Below are 21,336 nucleotides of genomic sequence, written 5' to 3'. Positions count from 1 at the left end.
GGGCCGGCAGGCTGGGGGCATGGATTACATCGTGACCACTGCGCACCGCAGCGAATTTCCGCAACCGATCACCCTGCGCCGCGGGCAGGCGCTGGTGGTGGGTGAACGTTATGAAGGCCCTGAGGGCTGGGAAGACTGGTTTCTATGCCAGACCGAGGGGCAGGAGCCGGGGTACGTGCCGGCGCCGGCGATCGGGCGCGATGCGCACGGTGGCGCATTTGCCACACAGGATTACTGCGCGCGGGAACTGGATGTGGACCCGGGCCAGCGATTGCGCGGGGTGCGCACGCTGAATGGATGGGCGTGGTGCGTGCCGGAGGACGGCGAGCCCGAATGGGTGCCGTTGGAGAAGGTGCGGGTTGTGGGGTGATCGCGGGGGTTCATCCACGCATGGCGTGGATCTACTACATACGCGCGCCGCTCCCCCGTAGGTCCACGCCATGCGTGGATGCCCCACCCAAAAACGCCGGGCATGGCCCGGCGCTACCGGGTTCAGCCGATGGTTTCGATACCACCCATGTACGGGCGCAGCACGTCGGGCACGGTAATGGTGCCGTCGGCGTTCTGGTAGTTCTCCATCACCGCGATCATGGCGCGGCCCACGGCCACGCCCGAGCCGTTCAGGGTGTGCACCAGCTCCGGCTTGCCGGTGGCCGGGTTGCGCCAGCGGGCCTGCATGCGGCGGGCCTGGAAATCACCGGTGTTCGAGCACGAGCTGATTTCGCGGTAGGTATTCTGCGATGGCAGCCAGACTTCCAGATCGTAGGTCTTGATGGCCGAGAAGCCCATGTCACCGGTGCACAGCAGCACCTTGCGGTACGGCAGGCCCAGCTTTTCCAGCACCACTTCGGCGCAACGGGTCATGCGCTGGTGCTCGGCGTCGCTGTCTTCCGGGCGGCAGATCGAGACCAGTTCCACCTTCTCGAACTGGTGCTGGCGGATCATGCCGCGCACGTCGCGGCCACCGCTGCCGGCTTCGGCGCGGAAGCACATGGAATGGGCGGTCACGCGCAGCGGCAGGCGCTCGGCGTCGACGATCTCGTCGCGCACCAGGTTGGTCAGCGGCACTTCCGAGGTCGGGATCAGATAGCGCGTGGAATCGCCCACGGCGGTCTTGAACAGGTCGTCCTCGAACTTCGGCAGCTGGCCGGTGCCGCGCAGCGAATCGGCGTTGACCAGCAGCGGCACGTTGGTTTCTTCGTAGCCGTGCTCACCGGCGTGCAGGTCCAGCATGAACTGGGCCAGGGCACGGTGCAGGCGAGCGACCTGGCCGCGCAACACGGTGAAACGCGAGCCGGACAGCTTGGCCGCGGTTTCCGCGTCCAAGCCGGCGTTGCGTGCGCCCAGTTCAACATGGTCCAGCACCGGGAAATCGAAACTGCGCGGGGTGCCCCAGCGCGCCTGCTCGACGTTGTCGTTTTCGTCGGCACCGGCCGGCACGTCATCGGCCGGCAGGTTCGGGATGCCCGCGGCGATGGTGTCGATCTTCTCGCGCAGCTCGTCCAAGGCCACTTCCGAGGCTTTCAGTTCGTCGGCGAACGCGGCCACTTCAGCCATGATGGCCGAGACGTCCTCGCCCTTGGCCTTGGCCTGGCCGATGGCCTTGGAACGGCTGTTGCGCAGGCTCTGCAGTTCCTGGGTACGCACCTGGATACGCTTGCGATCGGCCTCCAGGGACTCCAGGGCAGACACGTCGAGCTCGAAGCCGCGGCTGGTGCGCAGGCGTTCGGCGAGGTCGGCGGGCTGGTGGCGGAGCAGGGCTGGATCAAGCATGGCAGGTGTCGTGGTGGGTAACAGGGACGGGATTATCGCCTGTTATACGGATTTCTGCCGCCCGGTTCATTCCGGGCGTGGCAGAATCGGGGTACTTCACGCTGGTCTGGTCCATGTCTGCACCTCGCTCGTCCTCTGCCAAGTCGTTCACTGTGCACATTCCGCGCAACGCCCTGAAGATCGCCGGCATCGCCTTCGGCGTGGGCATTGCGCTGTTCGTGGTGGTCTGGCTGACCGGCCGCGACAAGGAATTCTTCCGCGCCGACCCGGCCACGGCCACCCCTCAGGAAACGGCGCAGATCGAGCCGCTGCCCGAGCCGTTGCCGGCCGCGACGGGATCCAGCGACATGCCCGATGCCAAGCCGGCGCCGCTGCCCGAGGACGAGGCGCCGAAGCTGGTGGAAACCGCCCCGCCGCCGCCCGCCGCGGTGGACCCGGCCTCCCCGGCCCCGGGTACGGCCGCGCCGGCTGCGGCTACGTCGCAGCCGATGCCGATTGCCGAGCAGTCGCCCGCGCCCAGCTACCCGCCCGCCGCCCTGCGCCGTGGCGAGGCCGGCAGCGTGGTGGTTCGCGTGGACGTGGATGCCACGGGCTACCCGAACAACGTAACGGTGATCCAGCGCAGCGGTTCGCGTGACCTGGACCGCGCCGCCACCGACGCCGTGCGCCGCTGGCGTTTCACCCCGGCGCAGAGCAACGGCCAGGCCGTGCCGGGCAGCATTGAAGTGCCGTTCGACTTCAAGCCCCAGTAACTGAACGCTGCCCGGCAGGCAACCTGAACCCTGCCGGTTGCGTTGACGCAACGCTGACACATTGCCACTGCTGCCCGGTCCAGACTCGGGGCGTCGTTACAGACGCGAGGAGCAAGCAATGACGGCTACTACCCACGAAAACCTTCATTCGCCCCAGCTGCAGCAGGACGTGCCGCACCGGCCGACGTCGCCGTGGCTGTGGATGGCGCTGATCGTGGCAATGTTCGCGGCGGCTTTCGTCTGGCTGCGCTTTGCCAACCAGGAAGACGTGGCGCCGGCCCCGGTGGGCGAGCGCATGCTGCCCGCCACCGAGACCCCGGTTGCCACCACGGCGCCTGCGGCGCGCACCGCGGCACCGGCCAACAGCACCCGACGCAGCGCTCCTGCCGTGAGCAACCGTGAGGCGCGCCCGCTGGCCAGCAATGCCAAGCCGACCTACCCCGCTGCTGCGCTGCGCAGTGGCGTGCAGGGCAGCGTGGTGGCCAGCCTGAACGTCGACACGCGCGGCAACGTGACCCAGGCCAGCATCGTGTCGCGCAGCGGCGAACGCAGCCGCGACCTGGACCGCGCCGTGATCAATACCGTGCAGGGCTGGAAGTTCCAGCCGGCCGTGCATGAGGGGCGCGCCGTAGCCAGTGTGGTGCGCGTGCCGGTGGATTTCCGTACCGAACAGCGTTGATCGCGGACGAGGGGTTCGTGATGTGGCGGAGGCTTCGGCCTCCGCCTTTTTTTGCCCCGGATTGCCTGCTCGCCGGGCATGGCCCGGCGCTACCGGGATGCGGGCGCTGATGCGTTCCGCCGGGCATGGCCCAGCGCTACCGGATGCGGTCGGTGGTAGCGCCGGGCCATGACCGGCGAGCGCAGCGGTATCGCACCGAGGTCAAGCCAGATTGAAGCCTGCGCTGCGGGCCAGGCCGTCGAAATCCGGGAACGAGGTGGCGACGTTGGCGATGTCGTTGATGCGCACCTCGCCGCTGCTGATCTGCCCGGCAATGGCAAACGCCATGGCAATGCGGTGGTCGCTGTGGCTTTCGATGGTGCCGCTGCCCAGGGTCACGCCACCATGCAGGGTGGCGCCGTCTTCGGTTTCGTCCACCTGCATGCCCAGCGCGCGCAGGCCGGTGGCCATGGCCGCCAGACGGTCCGATTCCTTCACCCGCAGCTCGGCCGCGCCGGTCACCACGGTCTGGCCTTCGGCCGCCGCGGCAGCAACGAACAGCGCCGGGAACTCATCAATCATGTCCGGCACCAGTTCCTCGGGAATGCGCGCGCCCTTCAGCGGGGCATGGCGCACCACCAGGTCGGCCACTGCTTCCCCGCCCTGCTCGGCCGGATTCTCTTCGGTGATGTCTGCACCCATCAGGCGCAGTGCGTGCAGCAGACCGGTGCGGCGAGGGTTCAGGCCCACCTGCTTCAAGCGGATGTGCGAACCGGGAATGATGCTGGCGGCGACCAGGAAGAATGCGGCAGAGGAGAAATCAGCCGGCACCACGATGTCGGTGGCGCGCAGACGCTGGCCGCCACGCAGGCGGGCCTTGCCCGGCGAGAATTCAATGTCCACGCCGAATGCCGACAGCATGCGTTCGGTGTAGTCGCGGGTCGGGTGCGGTTCGACCACGCTGGTTTCGCCCTGCGCATACAGGCCGGCCAGCAGGACCGCCGACTTGACCTGTGCGCTGGCCACCGGCGAGGCGAAATCGATGCCGTGCAGCGCCTGGCCACCGTGCACGTGCAGCGGCGGGGTGCCATCGTCCTGCGTGTCGATCTTGGCGCCCATCTGCGACAGCGGACCGGTCACCCGGCGCATCGGTCGGCCCGACAGCGATTCATCACCTACCAGCGTGCAGTCGAACGCCTGGCCGGCCAGCAGACCGGCCAGCAGGCGCATGCCGGTGCCGGCGTTGCCACAGTCCAGCGGCGCGCTGGGCGCCTGCAGACCGTCGATGCCGACGCCATGCACGATGCGCTGCGAGGCGCTGGGGGTTTCGATGCGCACGCCCAGCTGGCTGAAGATACGCGCGGTGGCGCGGGTGTCTTCGCCTTCCAGGAAGCCGTCGATCTGCGAGGTGCCATCGGCCAGCGCGGCGAACATCACCGAGCGGTGCGACACCGACTTGTCGCCGGGAATGGTCAGGCTGCCCTGCAGGGGCTGGCCCTTGCGGGCAATCCAGTGTTGCGCGTTGCTCATCGTTCGATCGTTCCGTAAACGCCGGCGGGCCGGCGGTGCTTCAAGGGGCGCGGCAGGTAACCGCCACAGCAATCAGGGCACGGCCACCGGGTAGGAACCTAGCACCTTGATCTGCGCCGAGTGCGCTTCCAGTTCGGCCAGCGCGGCCTGCATGGGGGCATCGTCGATATGGCCAGCCAGATCGATGAAGAAGCCGTATTCCCACTTGCCGTGGTGCGAGGGGCGCGACTCGATTCGGTTCATGCTGATGCCGTGGCGGGCGAACGGGCTGAGCACATCGAACAGCGCGCCGGGCTTGTCATGGATGAACACCAGCACCGAGGTGCGGTCGTGGCCGGAGGTCGGGAAGATGTTGCGGCCCACCACCAGGAAACGGGTGGTGTTGTCGGCATCGTTCTGGATCGGCTTGGTGACGACCTTCTTCAGGCCGTACACGTGGCCGGCGCTTTCGCCACCGATGGCCGCCGCATCGTCGGCATTGCGCGCGCGGCGCGCGCCTTCGGCGTTGCTGGACACCGGGATCTTTTCAGCCTTCGGCAGGTTGGCACGCATCCATGCCGAGGTCTGCATGAAGGACTGCGGGTGGCCGTAGATGCGCTCGATGTCTTCGATGCGCCCGCTGCGTGACATCAGGTACTGATGCACGCGCAGTTCCACTTCGCCGCAGATCTTCAGGTTGGAGGTCAGGAACATATCCAGGGTGATCTGGATGGTGCCCTGCCCCGAATTTTCCACCGGCACCACGCCGAAATCGGCGTTGCCCGCTTCCACTTCCTGGAACACTTCTTCGATGCTGGCCATCGGCAGGCCCAGTGCCGAGCGGCCGAAGTGCTTGAGCACGGCCTGCTGGCTGAAGGTGCCTTCCGGGCCGAGGTAACCGATCTTCAGCGGTTCCTGCTGGGCCAGGCAGGCCGACATGATTTCGCGGAACACGTGCACCAGCAGTTCATCGCTGAGCGGGCCTTCGTTGCGGTCCACCACCATGCGCAGCACCTGGGCTTCGCGCTCGGGGCGGTAGTAATCGACGGCCGCGGCGAGTTTGCCCTTGGCCTTGCCCACCTGGTGGGCAAACTGCGCGCGTTCGGCGATCAGGCCCTGGATGTCACGGTCGATCTGGTCGATCTTGGCGCGCACGTCGGCCAGCGCCAGCGGTGCCAGCGTGGGGGCCGCGGTGGCGGTCTTCTTGCCCTTGGGGGCTGCGCTGCCCTTGGCCGTTTCAGCCTTGGCGGGCGCCTTCTTGGCGGGTTTGCTTGCCATTGGAATTCCTTGTTGCAGGGCACGCACCGGACGGTGCGCGCCGTTCAGTGCTCAACCGTGACGCTGCTGGAAATCGGCCATGAAGGCGACCAGCGCCTCGGCCCCGGCCAGCGGCATGGCGTTGTACAGCGAGGCGCGGATGCCGCCCACCACCTTGTGGCCCTTCAGCGCCAGCAGCCCTGCGGCCTTGGCCTCGGCCACGAAGCGCGCGTCCAGGTCGGCGCTGGGCAGGAAGAACGGGATGTTCATCCGCGAGCGCGCCGAGGGCGCCACTTCATTGCGATAGAAGCCGCCGGAAGCGTCGATGGCGCCGTACACCAGCGCGGCCTTGGCGGCATTGCGCTTGGCGAATTCGACCACGCCACCTTCGGCCAGCATCCACTTGAACACCAGTCCGGCCAGGTACCAGTTCCAGGTGGGCGGGGTGTTGAGCATGGAATCGCGCGCGACGTGCGAGCGGTAATCGAAGATGTCCGCGCGCGGCTGGCCGGCGCGTTCCAGCAGGTCGCGGCGGATGATCATCACCGCAATGCCGACCGGGCCCAGGTTCTTCTGCGCACCGGCATAGATGATGCCGTAGCGGCGCACATCCAGCGGTTCGCTGGCGATGGACGAGCTGAAATCGGCCACCAGCGGCACAGTGCCGGTATCGGGCACATCACGGAATTCGACGCCGTGGATGGTCTCGTTGGCGGTGATGTGCACGTAGGCGGCATCGGCCGAGAGCTGCCAGCCCTCGCGCGCGGGCAGTTCACGATAGCCGTTGGCTTCGCTGCTGGCGGCGATGTTCACATCCACATAGGGGCCGGCCTGTTTGACCGCCGTCTTTCCCCAATGGCCACTTACGACATAGTCGGCGCGCTGGCCGGGCTTGGCGAAGTTGAGCGGGATGAGCGCCTGCTGGGTGGTGGCACCCCCGGGCAGGAACAGCACCGCGTAGTCGTCGGGGATATCGAGCAGGCGGCGCAGGTCGGCCTCGGCCTCGGCAGCCACGGACATGAATTCCGGGCCGCGATGGCTCATTTCCACGATCGAGGCGCCGGCACCGTGCCAGTCCAGCATTTCCGCCTGCGCCTGGCGCAGGACCGATTCCGGCAGGGTTGCAGGGCCGGCACTGAAGTTGAACGCGCGCGTCATGTCACACCTGTGGGGCAAGACGCCTAGTATGCCGCAGCGCACCAGCGTTGCGGCCTTGTCGCGCAAGGGAAATTTGGTTGCATTCGTATCCAATTGCCGGCGGGGGCAATGTGCCAACCAAGGTTGGCACCTACCGAAGCGGGGTGGGTCGGGCGGTAGCGCCGGGCCATGCCCGGCGGAGCGGGTTCAGCGCGCGCCGAACCAGAGCAGCAGGCTGAGCACGCCGGCCAGCAGCAGGGCGCTGACCAGCAGCCACGGCCAGCGGCGCACGTGGCGCGGCGCCGCCGGGACCACCGCTGCCTGTTCGCTGTCTGCCGCCTCGTCGTCCGCGCTGGGCGCCGGGCGCCGGCGCGGGTCGTGCGGCACTTCCAACACGAAGCGATGCTGGCCGTCGAACACCAGCTGGTCACCGGCCTGCAGCCAGCAGTGGCGCACGGCCACGCCGTTCACCCGGCTGCCTTCGGCACTGCCCAGGTCACGCAGCAGTACCCGCTCGCCATGCAGTTCGACCCGGGCGTGCTGGTCGGCGAAGGCCGGCTCATCAATGGCGATGTCGGCATCGTCACCGCGGCCGATCACCCGCGGCCGTGCCAGGGTGAAACCGCGGCCATGGTGCAGGCCACCCACGCCGCGCAGTACGCGCTGTTCGTCGATGCCCGGATCAGCCTGCGCCGTCGGCGCCGGTGCCTGCAGCAGGGTTTCCACCTCGCCCTGCAGGACCATTTCCACGCCGTCCACGTACACCGCATCGCCGGCACGCAGCAGGGCCATGCGCCGCACCGGGCGACCATTCACGTGGATGCCACGGATACCGTTGCCTACCTGCAGCCACAGACCGCGATCATCCAGGCAGAACTGCGCCAGCAGCAGGGCGCCGTTGCCGGCATCGCCCAGCCGCACGCTGCCATTGGCCTGGCGCACGATGCGCTGCACCCCGGGCCGCAGCGGCTGGTCGGGCTGTTGGTGTTGACTGAAGTGAACAAGCAGGTTCTGCACGCGGCGCAGACTAGCAGGTTGGCCGCCAACGCAGAAGAACCCAGCGTGAGTGCTTGGCGCCGCGCCCGCCGATGCGCACAATGACCGCCCTCTTACTACAACCCGGCCCTGCGCCAGGAGCCTGCATGTCCACCATCGACGTCCGCCACGCCCACTCCCTGCCCGACGCGCAGGCGCGCGAGGCCATCGAACAGGTGGCCGCCAAGCTGTCCGAGCGCTTCGGCCTGAAGTCGAGCTGGGCCGCCGACGTGCTGAACTTCAGCGGCAGCGGCGTGGACGGTGCCATCGAACTGCAGCCGGGCGCGGTACGGGTGACCGCCAAGCTCGGCTTCCTGCTGTCGGCCATGAAGGGCATGGTGGAAAGCGAGATCCAGCGCGTGCTGAAGGAAAAGCTGGGCTGAACCCCGGCGCCGGGCCATCACGGCCCAGCAACGCAACGCCGCGCTACTCTCGGGGCAGGCCCAACCTCCCCGGGAGCGCGATGAACACCTACGACAATGACGACCGCCGCGACGACGACGCCAGCTTCGGCGAACAGGCCGGGCGCTTTTCGCGCAAGCTGAGTGATTCGGCACAACAGGTCTGGCTGGCCGGGCTGGGCGCACTGGGCCGGGCACAGGCCGAAGGCAACCGCTTCTTCGATGGTCTGGTGAAGGAAGGCGAAGCCTGGGAAGCGCGCCGCCGCGAACGCAGCGGCGAACAGGGCCCGGGCTGGCGCGACAATGTGGAACAGTCGCTGGATGAGGCCCGCGAGAAGGCATCGGGCACCTGGACGAAGGTGGAGAAGGCCTTCGACGAACAGGTGCAGGGCGTGCTGAAACGCATGCATGTGCCCACCGCGCAGGATGTGGCTGCACTGGAAGCTCGTCTGGATGCGCTGCATGCGCGCCTGGCCAAGCTGGAAAACCGTGCCGCATCGGGCACTGATGCCCCCGCCCCCGGCAGCCACCAGGGGCCGGGCGCCGCCTGACCGGCCAATTGTTGCAATGCAATAAAATTTGTCTGACAATCGCGAGAACCCGCCAATCGCTTCGCTTGCCGTTTGTTCCCTCCCCTCACGGCTTCAGGATTGGCGGGTTTTTTCGTGTCTGCACAGCGCTGATCTGCGCGCTGCATCACGCTTCTTGTCAGGAACACCCTGACGCAATCGCCCAGTGTGGCCTTTACACTGTCGGCTTCTGAATTTTTCCTTCCGTTCGCACCTGCATGCTCCCTTGGATTCTGGCCCTGCTGTCGGCCCTGCTCATCTGCACCCTGGCTGTTGTCTACCTGTGGTGGGTGAAGCGGCGGCAAACGGAAATGCGACTGGGCCTGCAGGCCTTGGCCGGTATGCATTGGCGTGAGTTTTCCACGCTGATCAAGCGCATGCTGAGCGAGCAGCGCGGGCTGCGCGAGGCGCATGACGCGGACGAGGATGCGCGCGAGCCGCGCAGCGATTTCGTGCTGACCGACGGCCCCAACACCTGGATGGTCTGGTGCAAGCACGGCCTGGCCTATCGCATTGGTACCGCGGCGGTGAACGAACTGGGCGCAGCCACGCGTCTGGGCGGCGCCAAGGGTGGCCTGTTGATCACCGAAGGGCGGGTGGAGCGTGATGGCCTGGCCGCCGCCGAGAAACAGGCGGTGGAAGTGCTGGACGGCCCGCGCCTGTGGCCGCTGCTGCAGCCTTACCTGCCCGGCGATATCGAAAGCCGCGTGCGTGCCAGCGCCCGCCACGAGGCCCTGCGCCGCATCGCCATTTCCGCACTGGGCGCGGTGACCGTGGGCCTGCTGGTCGGGGTCAGCCTGCAGGGGCTGCACGCCGATGCACCGGTTGCCGTCGCCGAGCCCACGCCCGTGGCCACTGCCAGCCCAGCGGTTGCACCAGCCGCCCCCGTGGCAGCGCCGGCGAATGCGGCCCCGGCCAGCGCGCCCGTGGTGCCGGCCGCCAAGGTCGGCGACGACAGCCGCAGCAATCCCAACCCCGATGCGGCCACGCTGGAGCGCTACCAGGCCGAACTGGCCCGCGCCCTGGCCGGCCAGAGCGGCATTGCCAGCGGCGTCTGGCTGACCCGGCAGACCCTGGCCATCAACCGCACCGGCGAACTGGAGCAGGTCTGGCCGCGCGTCTGCCAGGAAGTACTGCGCTACCCTGCCCTGCGCACCGTGCGCGTGCAGCTCAACGCCCGCCCGGGCGTGGACGAGCCGGTGCGCTGGCGGCAGTGCGCCACGTATTGAGGGTGCGCCATCCACGCATGGCGTGGATCTACCGGCATGGGGTCGATCACCCGTGCGGGTCCCGGCATTACGTGTACCAACCCTGCGTGGTCGCACCCAGTAGATCCACGCCATGCGTGGATCGGCCCCCTCAGCGCCCGCCCGGCGCGAAGCGCGCCACCAGGTCCCAGGCATCGCCCAGGAACACCTGCCGCACCCGGGTGATCGGCTGATCGCCGCGCCAGGTCAGACGCTCGATCACCAGGCAGGCAGTGCCCGGCGCCACCTGCAGCAGCTTGGCCGCGGCGGCGTCGGCGCCCCAGGCACTGATGCGGTGCTGGGCGCGGGTCCAGGACACGTTCTGCAGCAGCCAGCTGCCGGGCGCGGTGGTGCTGAAATCCACCTCCAGCACTTCGGGCACGCCCACCGGGCTGATCAGGCGATGTTCCAGCGCCAGCGGCCGGTCATCGGCCAGATGCAGGCAGCGCATCGCCAACAGCGAGCCGGTACCGGCCAGCTCTTCTTCGCCGGCATTGCCCGCGCTGGCCCCGCGCAGTTCGCGCTGCAGCAGGCGATAGCTGTACTGATGGCCGCGCGATCCAACTTCCATCGCGATATCGGGAATTTCCAGCGCCACCTGTTCCAGGTGCGGCGGCTGCCGGGCCACGAACGAACCGGCCCGGCGCCGACGCTCGATCATGCCGCTCTCGGCGAGCGCGGTCAGCACCTTGTTCACCGTCATCCGCGAGCAGCCGTACTGCTCCATCAGCTCGTGCTCGTATGGAATGCGGAAACCCGGCGCCCACTCTCCACTGAGGATGCGGCTTTCCAGATCGCTGCGGATACGCTGGTTGAGCGTGGCGGACTTGCGGGCCTTCACGGGGGTGGGGGTCTCGATGAGGATCTCGACAAACAGGGAGGCGATCAGCCCAGCACGCCACGCAACGCGGCGGCAAAGGCGGTGGTGATGGCCTCGCGCTGCAGATGGCGGCCGTCGGCCACGACCTGGCGGCCATGGCGCCAGACCGAACGCAGCGCGCCATTACGTGCAGCGAAGACCCAGCTGTCAAGCCATGCGTCATTCTGTCGCGCCTGCAGCGCCGGGTGCGCGGCGTCCAGTTCCAGCAGATCGGCACTGGCGCCAACCTGCAGGCCGGCGGCCACGCCCAGCGCCTGCGCACCGCCGTGCAGGGCGCCTTCGAACAGGAAGCGGCCAGTGCTGCGGCGGGCATCCGGGGCCAGCACGTTGCGCCCGCGCAGGCTCAGGCGCTGGCCATACTCCAGCAATCGCAGCTCATCGGCCGCGTCGATCAGCACGTTCGAATCGGAGCCGACACCAAAACGCCCGCCTTCGCGTGCGAACGACTGCATCGGGAACAGGCCGTCACCGAGGTTGGCCTCGGTAACCGGGCACAGGCCGGCCACCGCCTGGCTGGCCACCATCGCGGCGCGCTCGTCGTCGGTGATATGGGTGGCATGCACCAGGCACCAGCGCGCGTCCACCGGCGCATGGTTGTACAGCCACTGCACCGGGCGCTGGCCGCTCCAGGCCAGGCAGGCGTCGACTTCGCGTACCTGCTCGGCGATATGGATATGCACGGGGCCGTCAGTCAACGGCAGAAGCGCACTCAATTCTTCGCCGGTCACTGCCCGCAGGCTGTGCGGCGCAATGCCCAGCACCGCATCGGGCAGCGCGGCCAGTGCCGGCGTGGCCGCGTCCAGCAGCTGCGCGAAACCTTCCACGTCGTGGATCAAGCGGCGCTGCGCGGGATTAGGCGGCGCGCCGCCGAAATCGGCGTGGGCATAGAACACCGGCAGCAGGGTCAGGCCGATGCCGGTCTGCGCCGCCGCCGCCGCAATGCGCGCGCTCATCTCGGCGCGGTTCGCAAACGGCTGGCCGTCGGCGTCGTGGTGCAGGTAATGGAATTCGCCCACCCGGGTGAAGCCGCTTTCCAGCATCTCCATGTACGCCTGGGCGGCGATGGCCTGCACGGCATCGGGACGCAGCTGGGCCAGGAAGCGGTACATCAGCTCGCGCCAGCTCCAGAAGCTGTCGCCGTCGCCGCCGCCGATCTCGGTCAGGCCCGCCATGCCGCGCTGGAAGGCGTGGCTGTGCAGGTTCGGCAGGCCCGGCACCGCAATGCCGACGCGGGTATCACCTGCTTCGGCAGCCTGCCCCGTGCTGATTGCCGTGATGCGACCGTGCTGCACCCGCAGGCGCACATCACGGGCCCAGCCGTCGGCCAGCAAGGCATGGGCAGCGTGGAAAGCGGCAGGAGAACGCGAATCAGACATGGCTGGACAACCCGAAAGGGACGCTTATATTGTATAGACATATAAGCACAGCCGCGTAGTGGATGCCATGCACGTCGACACCCTCTGGTCCAATGTCCACCTGATGACCCTTGATGGCGAGGGCCTGGGAATCATCCACGACGGCGTGCTGGCCTGCGCCGACGGCCGCATCGTGCACGTCGGCCCGGCCGGCAGCGATACCCACCTGCGCCCGACCACGCGTTTCGATGGCGAGGGCCGCTGGATCTCGCCCGGGCTGGTCGACTGCCACACGCACCTGGTCTACGCCGGCAACCGCGCCAACGAATTCGAGCAGCGCCTGCAGGGCGTCAGCTATGCCGATATCGCCCGCGCCGGCGGCGGCATCGTCGCCACCGTACGCGCCACCCGTGCGGCCAGCGCAGAGCAGTTGGCCGCAGAAAGCCGCCCGCGCCTGCTGGCGATGCGCGCCGAAGGCGTGACCACGGTCGAGATCAAATCCGGCTATGGCCTGACCCTGGCCGACGAACGCAAGCAGTTGCAGGTCGCGCGCGCACTGGGCGAACAATGCCGGGTAAACGTGGCCACCACCTTCCTGGGCGCGCACGCGGTGCCGCCGGGCCGGCAGGCGCAGGAGTACACCGACGAGGTGCGCAACGTGATGATTCCGGCCATCGCCGCCGAAGGCCTGGCCGAAGCAGTGGACGTGTTCTGCGAGAACATCGCGTTCTCGCCCGCACAGGCGCGGCAGGTGTTCGAGGCCGCCCGTGCCAGCGGCCTGGCAGTGAAGATCCACGCCGAACAGATGAGCAACCAGCATGGCGCCGAACTGGCCGCCGGCTTCGGCGCGCTGTCAGCCGACCATATCGAACATCTGGATGCGGCCGGCATCGCCGCCATGGCCGCCGCCGGCACCGTGGCCGTGCTGCTGCCCGGCGCGTTCTACTTCACCCGCGATACCACCCTGCCGCCGATTGCCGCGCTGCGTGCGGCCGGCGTGCCGCTGGCCCTGGCCACCGACAGCAACCCCGGCACCTCGCCGCTGACCAGCCCGCTGCTGGCGATGAACATGGGCGCCACCCTGTTCCGCCTGACCGTGGACGAATGCATTGCCGGCTTCACCCGTGAAGCGGCGCGCGCGCTGGGCCGCGGCGAACGCATCGGCCGCCTGGCCGTGGGCATGGACTGCGACCTGGCGATCTGGGACATCGATGCGCCGGCCGACCTGGTCTATCGCATGGGATTCAACCCGCTGCACGCGCGCGTGGTGCGCGGGCAGCCCGACCTGCCTGCTTCCTGGAGCAACACATGAGCAACACCCTGGTTCTTCGCCCCGGCCATGTCACCCTTGCCCAGTGGCGGCAGGTCTACCGCGGCGCGCCGCTTGCACTGGATCCAGCCGCGCTGCCGGTGGTGCGCGCCAGTGCCGCCGCCGTGGCCGCCATCGTCGCCAAGGGCGCGCCGGTGTATGGCATCAATACCGGCTTCGGCAAGCTGGCCAGCGTGCGCATCGAGCGCGAAGACCTGGCCACCCTACAGCGGAACATCGTGCTGTCGCATGCCGCTGGCGTGGGCGAACCGATGCCGGCCAGCGTGGTGCGGCTGATGATGGCGCTGAAGCTGGTCAGCCTGGCCCAGGGTGCTTCAGGCGTGCGCGAGGAAACCCTGCTGCTGCTGGAAGCGATGCTGGTGAAGGGCGTGCTGCCGGTGGTGCCGGCGCAGGGCTCGGTGGGTGCTTCGGGCGACCTGGCACCGCTTTCGCACCTGGCCAGCGTGATGCTGGGCGTGGGCGAAGCCTTCGTTGGCGAAGAGCGCCTTCCGGCCGTGGAAGCCCTGGCACGCGCGGGCCTGCAGCCGGTTGAACTGGGCGCGAAGGAAGGCCTGGCCCTGCTCAACGGCACCCAGTTCTCCACCGCCTATGCGCTGGCCGGGCTGTTCGAGATCGAGACCGTGTTCCAGGCCGCGCTGGTGACCGGCGCACTTTCCGTGGAAGCGGCCAAGGGTTCGGACACGCCGTTCGATCCGCGCATCCATGCCATCCGTGGCCAACGCGGGCAGATCGCCACCGCCGCCACTCTGCGCACGCTGATGCAGGGTTCGGACATCCGCGAATCGCACCGCGACAACGACGTACGCGTGCAGGACCCGTACTGCCTGCGTTGCCAGCCGCAGGTGATGGGCGCGGCACTGGACATCCTGCGCCAGGCTGCAACCACGCTGGAAATCGAAGCCAACGGCGTGTCCGATAATCCGCTGGTGTTCACCGATACCGGCGAGGCATTGTCCGGTGGCAACTTCCACGCCGAGCCGGTGGCCTTCGCCGCCGACATGCTGGCGATGGCGGTGTGCGAGATCGGTTCAATCAGCGAGCGCCGCCTGGCCATGCTGGTGGACCCGGCGCTGTCCGGCTTGCCCGCCTTCCTGACCCCGCGCCCCGGTCTGAATTCCGGTTTCATGATTCCGCAGGTGACCGCTGCGGCGCTGGTTTCGGAGAACAAGCAGCGCGCCTACCCGGCCAGTGTCGATTCGATCCCGACCTCGGCCAACCAGGAAGACCATGTATCGATGGCCGCACACGGCGCGCGCCGCCTGATGCAGATGGCCGAGAACGCGGCCAACGTGATCGGCATCGAGCTGCTGGCCGCGGCCCAGGGCTGCGATTTCCACGCGCCCCTGCGCTCCAGCGCCGCACTGGAAACCGTGCGCGCCACCCTGCGCGCGCAGGTGCCGACGCTGGAAGAGGATCGCTACTTCCACCCGGACATGGTGGCCGCCACCGATCTGGTGCGCAGCGGTGCGCTGGCACAGGGCCTGGGTGACCTGCTTCCCACCGTGGAGCCGCAGGCATGAATGCCCGCCCCGACTGGCTGACGGTGCACGAGGGCGATGCCCCGCTGATCGTCAGCTTCCCGCATACCGGCAGCGAACTGCCGCACGAACTGATGGGCGACTACCGCTCGCCGTGGCTGGCGCGGCGCGATGCCGACTGGTGGGTGCACGAGCTGTACGACTTCGCGCGCGGCATGGGCGCGACCACGGTACGTTCGGCGATTTCGCGTTCGGTGATCGACCTCAACCGCGACCCGAGTGGTGTTTCGCTGTACCCGGGCCAGAACACCACCGGCCTGTACCCGCTGACCACCTTCGACAACCAGCCGTTGTACCACGCAGGTCGCGAACCGGACGAAACGGAAATCGCGCGCCGCCGCGACACGTATTTCGCGCCCTACCACGATGAACTGGCCGCACAGATCGCGCGCCTGCGTGCGCAGCACGGCACGGTGGTGGTGTACGACGCGCATTCCATCCGTTCGCACATTCCGCATCTGTTCGATGGCGAACTGCCGCAGTTCAACCTGGGTACGGCCGGTCCGTCCGGCGCACCGGATACGTCCTGCGACAACGCGCTGAGCGATGTGGTGGAAAACCTGTTGAAGATCAGCGGCATGAGCCAGGTGCGCAACGGCCGCTTCAAGGGCGGCTGGATCACCCGGCATTACAGCAACATCCCCGGCGGCGTGCACTCGCTGCAGATGGAACTGGCCTGCCGCGGGTACATGCACGAGCCGCTGCCCGACCAGGTGGACGAGCACAGCTGGCCCACCCCGCTGGACCCCGACCACGCCGCACCGCTGCGCCACACCCTGGCGCAGGTGCTCAACGCCTGCCTTGAATTCGCTACCAACCGGAGCGCCGCATGACCCGCAACGACCCCAGCCGCACCATCACCGCGCCGACCGGTACCACGCTGAATGCCAAAAGCTGGCTGACCGAGGCACCGCTGCGCATGCTGATGAACAACCTGCACCCGGACGTGGCCGAGCGCCCGCAGGAACTGGTGGTGTACGGCGGCATCGGCCGCGCCGCGCGCGACTGGGAAAGCTTCGATGCCATCGTGGAAACGCTGAAGCGGCTGGACGATGACCAGACCCTGCTGGTGCAGTCGGGCAAGCCGGTGGGCGTGTTCCGCACCCATGCCGATGCGCCGCGCGTGCTGATCGCCAATTCCAACCTGGTGCCGCGCTGGGCCAACTGGGACCACTTCAACGAACTGGATAAGAAGGGCCTGGCCATGTACGGCCAGATGACCGCCGGCAGCTGGATCTACATCGGCGCGCAGGGCATCGTGCAGGGCACCTACGAGACCTTCGTGGAAATGGGTCGCCAGCACTTCGGTGGCGACCTGACCGGCAAGTGGCTGTTCACCGGCGGCCTGGGCGGCATGGGCGGCGCGCAGCCGCTGGCCGCAGTGATGGCCGGTGCCTCGTGCCTGGCCGTGGAGTGCCGCAAGAGCAGCATCGACATGCGCCTGCGCACCGGCTACCTGGACACCTGGACCGACAACCTGGACGAGGCGCTGCGCCTGATCGAGGAATCGTGCACGGCGAAGAAGCCGCTGTCGGTGGGCCTGCTGGGCAACGTGGCCGACGTGCTGGACGAACTGCTGATCCGCGGCGTGAAGCCGGACCTGCTGACCGACCAGACCTCGGCGCACGACCCGGTGAACGGCTACCTGCCGCAGGGCTGGACGGTGGAGGAATGGGACCAGAAGCGCGTTTCCGCGCCGAAGGTCGTGGAAAAGGCCGCGCGCGAATCGATGGCCAACCACATCCGCGCCATGCTCGGTTTCCATGCGCTGGGCGTGCCGACCGTAGATTACGGCAACAACCTGCGGCAGATGGCGCTGGAAGAAGGCGTGGACGATGCCTTCGATTTCCCCGGTTTCGTGCCGGCCTACATCCGCCCGCTGTTCTGCCGTGGCATCGGCCCGTTCCGCTGGGCCGCACTGAGCGGCGATCCGGAAGACATCGCCAAGACCGACGCCAAGGTGAAGGAGCTGATTCCGGACAACCCGCACCTGCACCGCTGGCTGGACATGGCCGCCGAGAAGATCAAGTTCCAGGGCCTGCCGGCACGCATCTGCTGGGTCGGCCTGGGCGACCGTGATCGCCTGGGCCTGGCCTTCAACGAGATGGTGGCCAACGGTGAACTGAAGGCGCCGGTGGTGATCGGCCGCGACCATCTGGACAGCGGCAGCGTGGCCTCGCCGAACCGCGAAACCGAAGCGATGGCCGACGGCTCCGATGCAGTGTCCGACTGGCCGCTGCTGAATGCCCTGTTGAACACCGCCAGCGGCGCCACCTGGGTGTCGCTGCACCATGGCGGCGGCGTGGGCATGGGCTTCTCGCAGCACGCCGGCATGGTGATTGTCTGCGACGGTACCGAGGCGGCGGCCAAGCGCATTGCGCGCGTGCTGTGGAACGATCCGGCCACGGGCGTGATGCGCCATGCCGATGCCGGGTATGAGATCGCGGTGGAATGTGCGAAGGAGAAGGGGCTGGATCTGCCGGGGATTCTGGGCTGATCGAGCGGCGCCGGGCACGGCCCGGCGCTACCGGGATGCTCCCGTAGAGTCGAGCTTGCTCGACTGCTCTTCTCGCCGTCCGGGGAAAGGCCAGTCGAGCAAGCTCGACTCTACAAGAGCGTGGGCGGCCCATAGGCTGCCGGTGGGTGACGTGGCGCGCGCGAGCTGTTAACTTGCGCGCCACTCTCATGGTTTACAGCCTGTCCGCATGTCGCTTCCGTCTTACCGCCCTACCCCGTCGCTGTTGTTCCTGGCCGTCTCCCTCGGCCTTGCCACCACCGCACACGCCGCCCCGCAGGCCACTACGCTGGATGCCGTGCAGGTGATCGCTGCCGATGCCAGCGCGCAGGCGCGTCAGGCGCTCAAGCGCGTGCCCGGCGCCAGCAACGTCATCGACGTCGCCAAGGCCGACAGCCGCTTATCCAGCAGCGCCGACGTGCTGGCGTACCAGCCGGGCATCAGCGCGCAGTCGCCGGGCAACGAGGGCACCAAGGTGTCGATCCGCGGTTCGGGCATCAATCGTGGGCCGGGCGCGCATGCCTCGGGCATCGCCGTTTCCCTCGACGGCCTGCCGCTGACCGGCGCGGGCGGCACGCCCTACGAACTGCTGGAACCGCTGTGGCTGTCGCGGGTGGAGGTGCTGCGCGGCGCCAACGGCTTCGAGCGCGGTGCGCTGGCACTGGGCGGCGCCATCGACTACGTCAGCCGCAGCGGCCGTGATTCGGCCGGTGTGCAACTGCATTACGAAGCCGGCAGCCGTGGCTACCAGAAGCGCGGTATCAGCTGGGGCGGCGTCAGCGGCGATGTCGACTACTTCCTCGCCTATACCGATACGGAGTTCGACGGCTATCAGGACCACGCGCGTGGCGATGGCACGGGCGCGATGGCCAACATCGGCTGGCAGATCAGCCCGGACCTGCAGACCCGCTTCTTCGTGCGCTACCGCGAGACCAATCACGAAACGCCCGGGCGCCTGACCCGCGCGCAGATCCGCAACGATCCGCGCGCGGCCAACGCCGCCAACCTGGCCATCGACGCGCGTCGCCCGCAACCGGGCAGCACCTGGATCGGCAACATGACCACGCTGCAGATCGACGAGGATTCCTCGCTGCAGGCCGGGCTGGTCTATCACAAGTACCCGATGGACTTGAACGAGAGCCTGTACCGCCAGCAGCTGGACTATGCCAATCTGAATGCCACGCTGGACTACCGCCGCCGCCATCTGCTGTTCGGGCTGGACAGCGAAACCACCGTCGGCCTGCGCGTGACCCACGATCTTCAAGCCGACGTGCGCGAGTCGCTGCGCTTTGCCAGCAACGGCTATGCCGCCGGCACCCACACGCGCGATTTCCGCCACCACGGCACCGACAGCACCCTGCACATCGGCAACAGCCTGGCATTGAACGAGCGCCTGCGCGTGCAGACCGGTCTGGCCCTGATCAACACCCGGCGCGACGTGCAGGTGACCTGGCCCAGCAGCGGCGGCCGCCTGCGCGAGCACGACTGGGACTACGCGCCGCGCCTGGGCTTTACCTGGCAGCACAGCGCGCAAACGCAGTGGTTCGGCAACCTGAGCCGTTCGGTGGAAGCGCCGCATCCGTGGTCGATGATCTGGGGTTCCAACCAGTACTTCGCTGCGGGCAACGGGCCGTCCACTGGCCGTCAACGCAGCCCGGTGTCGATGCAGAACCAGACCGCCAACACGCTGGAACTGGGCGCGCGCGGTGACGCGGCGCTCGGACGCTGGGAGCTGACCGGCTACTACGCGCACGTGAACCACGAGCTGCTGACGGTGGAACTGCAACCGGTGCCGAACCTGTTCATCGCCGAAAACAACGCCAGCCCGACCGTGCACCGTGGCATCGAAGCTGGCCTGGACAGCACGCTGTGGCAGGGCGTGCCGGGCCGGCTGTCGCTGCGCCAGGCCTACACCTTCAGCGATTTCCGCTATCGCCACGATGCGCGCTTTGGCAGCAACCGCCTGCCTGGCCTGCCGCAGCACAGCTACCAGGCCGAACTGCGCTTCGATCACGCCTCAGGCCTGTACGCGGCGCTGAACACCGAATATGCCTCGCGCATTGCCGTGGACTACGCCAACAGCTACTGGGCCGACAGCCACGTGATCTTCGGCAGCCGCATCGGTTACGACGCACCGGGTGGCCGCTGGCAGGCCTGGGCCGAGGTGCGCAACATCGGCGACCGCCACTACGCGGCAACGGTCACGCCCGGCTACGACGACGCCGGCAAGGACGTGGCCCGTTCGACACCGGGCGAAGGCCGCGGTCTCTATGCAGGGATGCGCTGGCGCTTCGACTGAGCACGGCGATTGGCGCCGGGAACATCCCGGCGCCAACCCTTGCAGAAGCGATTCAAGACGCGACGCCGTGGTTCGTGGTTCAGGAAATACGCCAGCGCGGCAGTCGCTCGCTGCGCTTCCACAGCGTCGGTGCGGCGCAGATCAGCAGCACCGCCATCAGCCACTTCGGCGATGTGCTGAGCAGTGCAGCGGCCCAACCGGCATCAACGGCTGCAGTGTCTTCCTGCCAGGGGTTGTAGCCCAGGTACAGCACGCTGCCCGCGCGCCACAGCAGCACCGCGCCCACGGCCAGCATGAACAACGCCAGGCTGCGGCAGGTCCACCGCTGCGAGGTCGTACCCCATTCGCGCGACAGCGCGACCAGCACACTGACCAGCGACAGGGCGATCAACACCACCAGGGCGATATCGATTTTGCGCCCTACCCGTTCATAGCCGCACGCGCGGCATTCGCCTTCCTCCGCAGCGGCCGATACCTGGCTGGCCGCTTCGCCCGTTGCCGGCTGCTGGGCAAGGCTGGCAAACGGCAGCCACAACGCCAGCAGCCCCAGCAGCAGCCAACGCGCCCACATCCTGTTGTTGCTTGCAGCGACATCCATGCGCTTCTCCTTTCTTACGTGATTGATTATCTGCACGCCACAGCAGCCGCTACAGCGCGCGCGCCACCTGCATCAGGGTGACCGCTTCGGGTGCCAGCGTCTGCGCCAGCCAACCGAGCGCGGCGAAGAACACCAGCAGCCCCACCAGCGGCCACACGGTATGGGTGACACACAGCCGCCACCAGCCCTGCGCCTGCATGCCCTGCATGCGCCGGTACAGCCCACCCACAATCGCGGCATCCACCAACAGCTCGGCCATCAGCAGCGGCGCCGACCACACCACCCAGGCGCTGGCCAGCACCGCACTGCCGACCACGGCAACGATGCCCAGCACCGCCAGCAGTGGCAGACCCGCTTCGCTATCGGCGGCATCCAACAGAGAGGCACCATCGCTGTCGATCACGGAGCGAGCCGAGCCCTCCGCCCACGATGCCGATGCACCGCCACCACCCGACTGGCCACCCTGCCCGCCCCACGCTGGCC

19 protein-coding genes and 1 pseudogene are annotated in these 21,336 nt (G+C 68.1%); 11 read left to right on the top strand and 9 right to left on the bottom strand.

What is annotated here, in order from left to right:
• Positions 1–19: 19 nt before the first annotated feature.
• Positions 20–370 (top strand): ligand-binding protein SH3, encoded by a 351-nt coding sequence (locus IAE58_RS04100; RefSeq protein ID WP_199932700.1) that lies wholly within the window; start codon positions 20–22, stop codon positions 368–370.
• A gap of 122 nt (positions 371–492) precedes the next feature.
• Here IAE58_RS04100 and serS read toward each other — a convergent pair whose 3' ends face one another.
• The gene (gene serS / locus IAE58_RS04095) at positions 493–1,773 is read right to left on the bottom strand and encodes a serine--tRNA ligase (RefSeq protein WP_108753484.1); all 1,281 of its coding nucleotides are present in this window, start codon (positions 1,771–1,773) and stop codon (positions 493–495) included.
• Between the two features lie 113 nt (positions 1,774–1,886).
• On the opposite strand from serS, the gene IAE58_RS04090 reads away from it, so the two are divergent.
• Entirely contained in the window at positions 1,887–2,525 is a 639-nt protein-coding gene (locus IAE58_RS04090) for an energy transducer TonB (RefSeq protein WP_199932701.1), read from the top strand.
• A 118-nt stretch (positions 2,526–2,643) separates the two neighbouring features.
• On the top strand, positions 2,644–3,204 hold the full coding sequence (locus IAE58_RS04085) for an energy transducer TonB (protein ID WP_199932702.1): 561 nt from the start codon (positions 2,644–2,646) through the stop codon (positions 3,202–3,204).
• Positions 3,205–3,405: 201 nt separating this feature from the next.
• On the opposite strand, the gene aroA is transcribed toward IAE58_RS04085, so the two are convergent.
• The 4 genes from aroA to IAE58_RS04065 all read right to left on the bottom strand — a co-directional run bounded on the left by aroA (position 3,406) and on the right by IAE58_RS04065 (position 8,103).
• The gene (gene aroA, locus IAE58_RS04080; protein ID WP_199932703.1) at positions 3,406–4,713 is read right to left on the bottom strand and encodes a 3-phosphoshikimate 1-carboxyvinyltransferase; all 1,308 of its coding nucleotides are present in this window, start codon (positions 4,711–4,713) and stop codon (positions 3,406–3,408) included.
• A 72-nt stretch (positions 4,714–4,785) separates the two neighbouring features.
• On the bottom strand, positions 4,786–5,970 hold the full coding sequence (pheA, locus tag IAE58_RS04075; RefSeq protein ID WP_108756545.1) for a prephenate dehydratase: 1,185 nt from the start codon (positions 5,968–5,970) through the stop codon (positions 4,786–4,788).
• A gap of 51 nt (positions 5,971–6,021) precedes the next feature.
• Positions 6,022–7,107 (bottom strand): 3-phosphoserine/phosphohydroxythreonine transaminase, encoded by a 1,086-nt coding sequence (gene serC / locus IAE58_RS04070; RefSeq protein WP_199932704.1) that lies wholly within the window; start codon positions 7,105–7,107, stop codon positions 6,022–6,024.
• 186 nt (positions 7,108–7,293) lie between these two features.
• Positions 7,294–8,103, bottom strand: a complete 810-nt coding sequence (locus tag IAE58_RS04065) for an FHA domain-containing protein (protein ID WP_199932705.1) — start codon at positions 8,101–8,103, stop codon at positions 7,294–7,296.
• 125 nt (positions 8,104–8,228) lie between these two features.
• Between IAE58_RS04065 and IAE58_RS04060 the strand changes: the two genes are divergently transcribed.
• The 3 genes from IAE58_RS04060 (at position 8,229) to IAE58_RS04050 (ending at position 10,320) form a co-directional block, all read left to right on the top strand.
• Positions 8,229–8,504 (top strand): polyhydroxyalkanoic acid system family protein, encoded by a 276-nt coding sequence (locus IAE58_RS04060; RefSeq protein WP_199932706.1) that lies wholly within the window; start codon positions 8,229–8,231, stop codon positions 8,502–8,504.
• Positions 8,505–8,584: 80 nt separating this feature from the next.
• Positions 8,585–9,073, top strand: coding sequence for a phasin family protein (locus tag IAE58_RS04055; protein ID WP_108749972.1), 489 nt, complete (start codon positions 8,585–8,587; stop codon positions 9,071–9,073).
• 236 nt (positions 9,074–9,309) lie between these two features.
• Entirely contained in the window at positions 9,310–10,320 is a 1,011-nt protein-coding gene (locus IAE58_RS04050; protein ID WP_199932707.1) for a restriction endonuclease, read from the top strand.
• 130 nt (positions 10,321–10,450) lie between these two features.
• Here IAE58_RS04050 and hutC read toward each other — a convergent pair whose 3' ends face one another.
• Both hutC and IAE58_RS04040 read right to left on the bottom strand, forming a co-directional pair.
• The gene (gene hutC / locus IAE58_RS04045) at positions 10,451–11,179 is read right to left on the bottom strand and encodes a histidine utilization repressor (RefSeq protein WP_199932708.1); all 729 of its coding nucleotides are present in this window, start codon (positions 11,177–11,179) and stop codon (positions 10,451–10,453) included.
• Between the two features lie 44 nt (positions 11,180–11,223).
• On the bottom strand, positions 11,224–12,594 hold the full coding sequence (locus IAE58_RS04040; protein WP_199932709.1) for a formimidoylglutamate deiminase: 1,371 nt from the start codon (positions 12,592–12,594) through the stop codon (positions 11,224–11,226).
• 67 nt (positions 12,595–12,661) lie between these two features.
• Here IAE58_RS04040 and hutI point away from each other — a divergent pair, with 67 nt between their 5' ends.
• From hutI to IAE58_RS04015, 5 genes are all read left to right on the top strand, one after another.
• Complete coding sequence (gene hutI, locus IAE58_RS04035) at positions 12,662–13,885, top strand: imidazolonepropionase (protein WP_199932710.1); 1,224 nt, start codon at positions 12,662–12,664, stop codon at positions 13,883–13,885.
• Positions 13,882–15,423 (top strand): histidine ammonia-lyase, encoded by a 1,542-nt coding sequence (gene hutH / locus IAE58_RS04030; RefSeq protein ID WP_199932711.1) that lies wholly within the window; start codon positions 13,882–13,884, stop codon positions 15,421–15,423. The genes hutI and hutH overlap by 4 nt, the downstream gene beginning before the upstream one ends.
• Positions 15,420–16,274 carry an N-formylglutamate deformylase gene (gene hutG / locus IAE58_RS04025; protein ID WP_199932712.1) on the top strand — a complete coding sequence of 285 codons (855 nt, stop codon included), beginning with the start codon at positions 15,420–15,422 and terminating at the stop codon, positions 16,272–16,274. The genes hutH and hutG overlap by 4 nt, the downstream gene beginning before the upstream one ends.
• Positions 16,271–17,938, top strand: coding sequence for a urocanate hydratase (gene hutU / locus IAE58_RS04020; protein ID WP_199932713.1), 1,668 nt, complete (start codon positions 16,271–16,273; stop codon positions 17,936–17,938). The genes hutG and hutU overlap by 4 nt, the downstream gene beginning before the upstream one ends.
• 208 nt (positions 17,939–18,146) lie before the next feature.
• Positions 18,147–20,255 (top strand): TonB-dependent receptor, encoded by a 2,109-nt coding sequence (locus IAE58_RS04015; protein WP_199932714.1) that lies wholly within the window; start codon positions 18,147–18,149, stop codon positions 20,253–20,255.
• A gap of 79 nt (positions 20,256–20,334) precedes the next feature.
• On the opposite strand, the gene IAE58_RS04010 is transcribed toward IAE58_RS04015, so the two are convergent.
• Both IAE58_RS04010 and IAE58_RS04005 read right to left on the bottom strand, forming a co-directional pair.
• Positions 20,335–20,853: a hypothetical protein gene (locus tag IAE58_RS04010; RefSeq protein WP_199932715.1), complete on the bottom strand. Its 519-nt coding sequence runs from the start codon at positions 20,851–20,853 to the stop codon at positions 20,335–20,337.
• Positions 20,854–20,902: 49 nt separating this feature from the next.
• A pseudogene (locus IAE58_RS04005) lies at positions 20,903–21,336 on the bottom strand (hypothetical protein); the annotation flags it as partial.

Source organism: Stenotrophomonas sp. S49 (genome assembly GCF_016624905.1).
Classification (GTDB): domain Bacteria; phylum Pseudomonadota; class Gammaproteobacteria; order Xanthomonadales; family Xanthomonadaceae; genus Stenotrophomonas.
Note: the sequence above shows the minus strand (reverse complement) of the source record. Positions and strands in the feature narration are given on the sequence as shown.

Excerpts from the sequence above, each read along its gene's own strand:
- serS (WP_108753484.1), bottom strand. The coding sequence starts at position 1,773 with ATGCTTGATCCAGCCCTGCTCCGCCACCAGCCCGCCGACCTCGCCGAA.
- aroA (WP_199932703.1), bottom strand. The coding sequence starts at position 4,713 with ATGAGCAACGCGCAACACTGGATTGCCCGCAAGGGCCAGCCCCTGCAG.
- hutH (WP_199932711.1), top strand. The coding sequence starts at position 13,882 with ATGAGCAACACCCTGGTTCTTCGCCCCGGCCATGTCACCCTTGCCCAG.
- IAE58_RS04050 (WP_199932707.1), top strand. The coding sequence starts at position 9,310 with ATGCTCCCTTGGATTCTGGCCCTGCTGTCGGCCCTGCTCATCTGCACC.
- hutU (WP_199932713.1), top strand. The coding sequence starts at position 16,271 with ATGACCCGCAACGACCCCAGCCGCACCATCACCGCGCCGACCGGTACC.
- IAE58_RS04040 (WP_199932709.1), bottom strand. The coding sequence starts at position 12,594 with ATGTCTGATTCGCGTTCTCCTGCCGCTTTCCACGCTGCCCATGCCTTG.
- IAE58_RS04090 (WP_199932701.1), top strand. The coding sequence starts at position 1,887 with ATGTCTGCACCTCGCTCGTCCTCTGCCAAGTCGTTCACTGTGCACATT.
- IAE58_RS04055 (WP_108749972.1), top strand. The coding sequence starts at position 8,585 with ATGAACACCTACGACAATGACGACCGCCGCGACGACGACGCCAGCTTC.
- IAE58_RS04060 (WP_199932706.1), top strand. The coding sequence starts at position 8,229 with ATGTCCACCATCGACGTCCGCCACGCCCACTCCCTGCCCGACGCGCAG.
- IAE58_RS04100 (WP_199932700.1), top strand. The coding sequence starts at position 20 with ATGGATTACATCGTGACCACTGCGCACCGCAGCGAATTTCCGCAACCG.
- IAE58_RS04085 (WP_199932702.1), top strand. The coding sequence starts at position 2,644 with ATGACGGCTACTACCCACGAAAACCTTCATTCGCCCCAGCTGCAGCAG.
- hutI (WP_199932710.1), top strand. The coding sequence starts at position 12,662 with ATGCACGTCGACACCCTCTGGTCCAATGTCCACCTGATGACCCTTGAT.
- serC (WP_199932704.1), bottom strand. The coding sequence starts at position 7,107 with ATGACGCGCGCGTTCAACTTCAGTGCCGGCCCTGCAACCCTGCCGGAA.
- IAE58_RS04010 (WP_199932715.1), bottom strand. The coding sequence starts at position 20,853 with ATGGATGTCGCTGCAAGCAACAACAGGATGTGGGCGCGTTGGCTGCTG.
- hutG (WP_199932712.1), top strand. The coding sequence starts at position 15,420 with ATGAATGCCCGCCCCGACTGGCTGACGGTGCACGAGGGCGATGCCCCG.
- IAE58_RS04015 (WP_199932714.1), top strand. The coding sequence starts at position 18,147 with ATGTCGCTTCCGTCTTACCGCCCTACCCCGTCGCTGTTGTTCCTGGCC.
- pheA (WP_108756545.1), bottom strand. The coding sequence starts at position 5,970 with ATGGCAAGCAAACCCGCCAAGAAGGCGCCCGCCAAGGCTGAAACGGCC.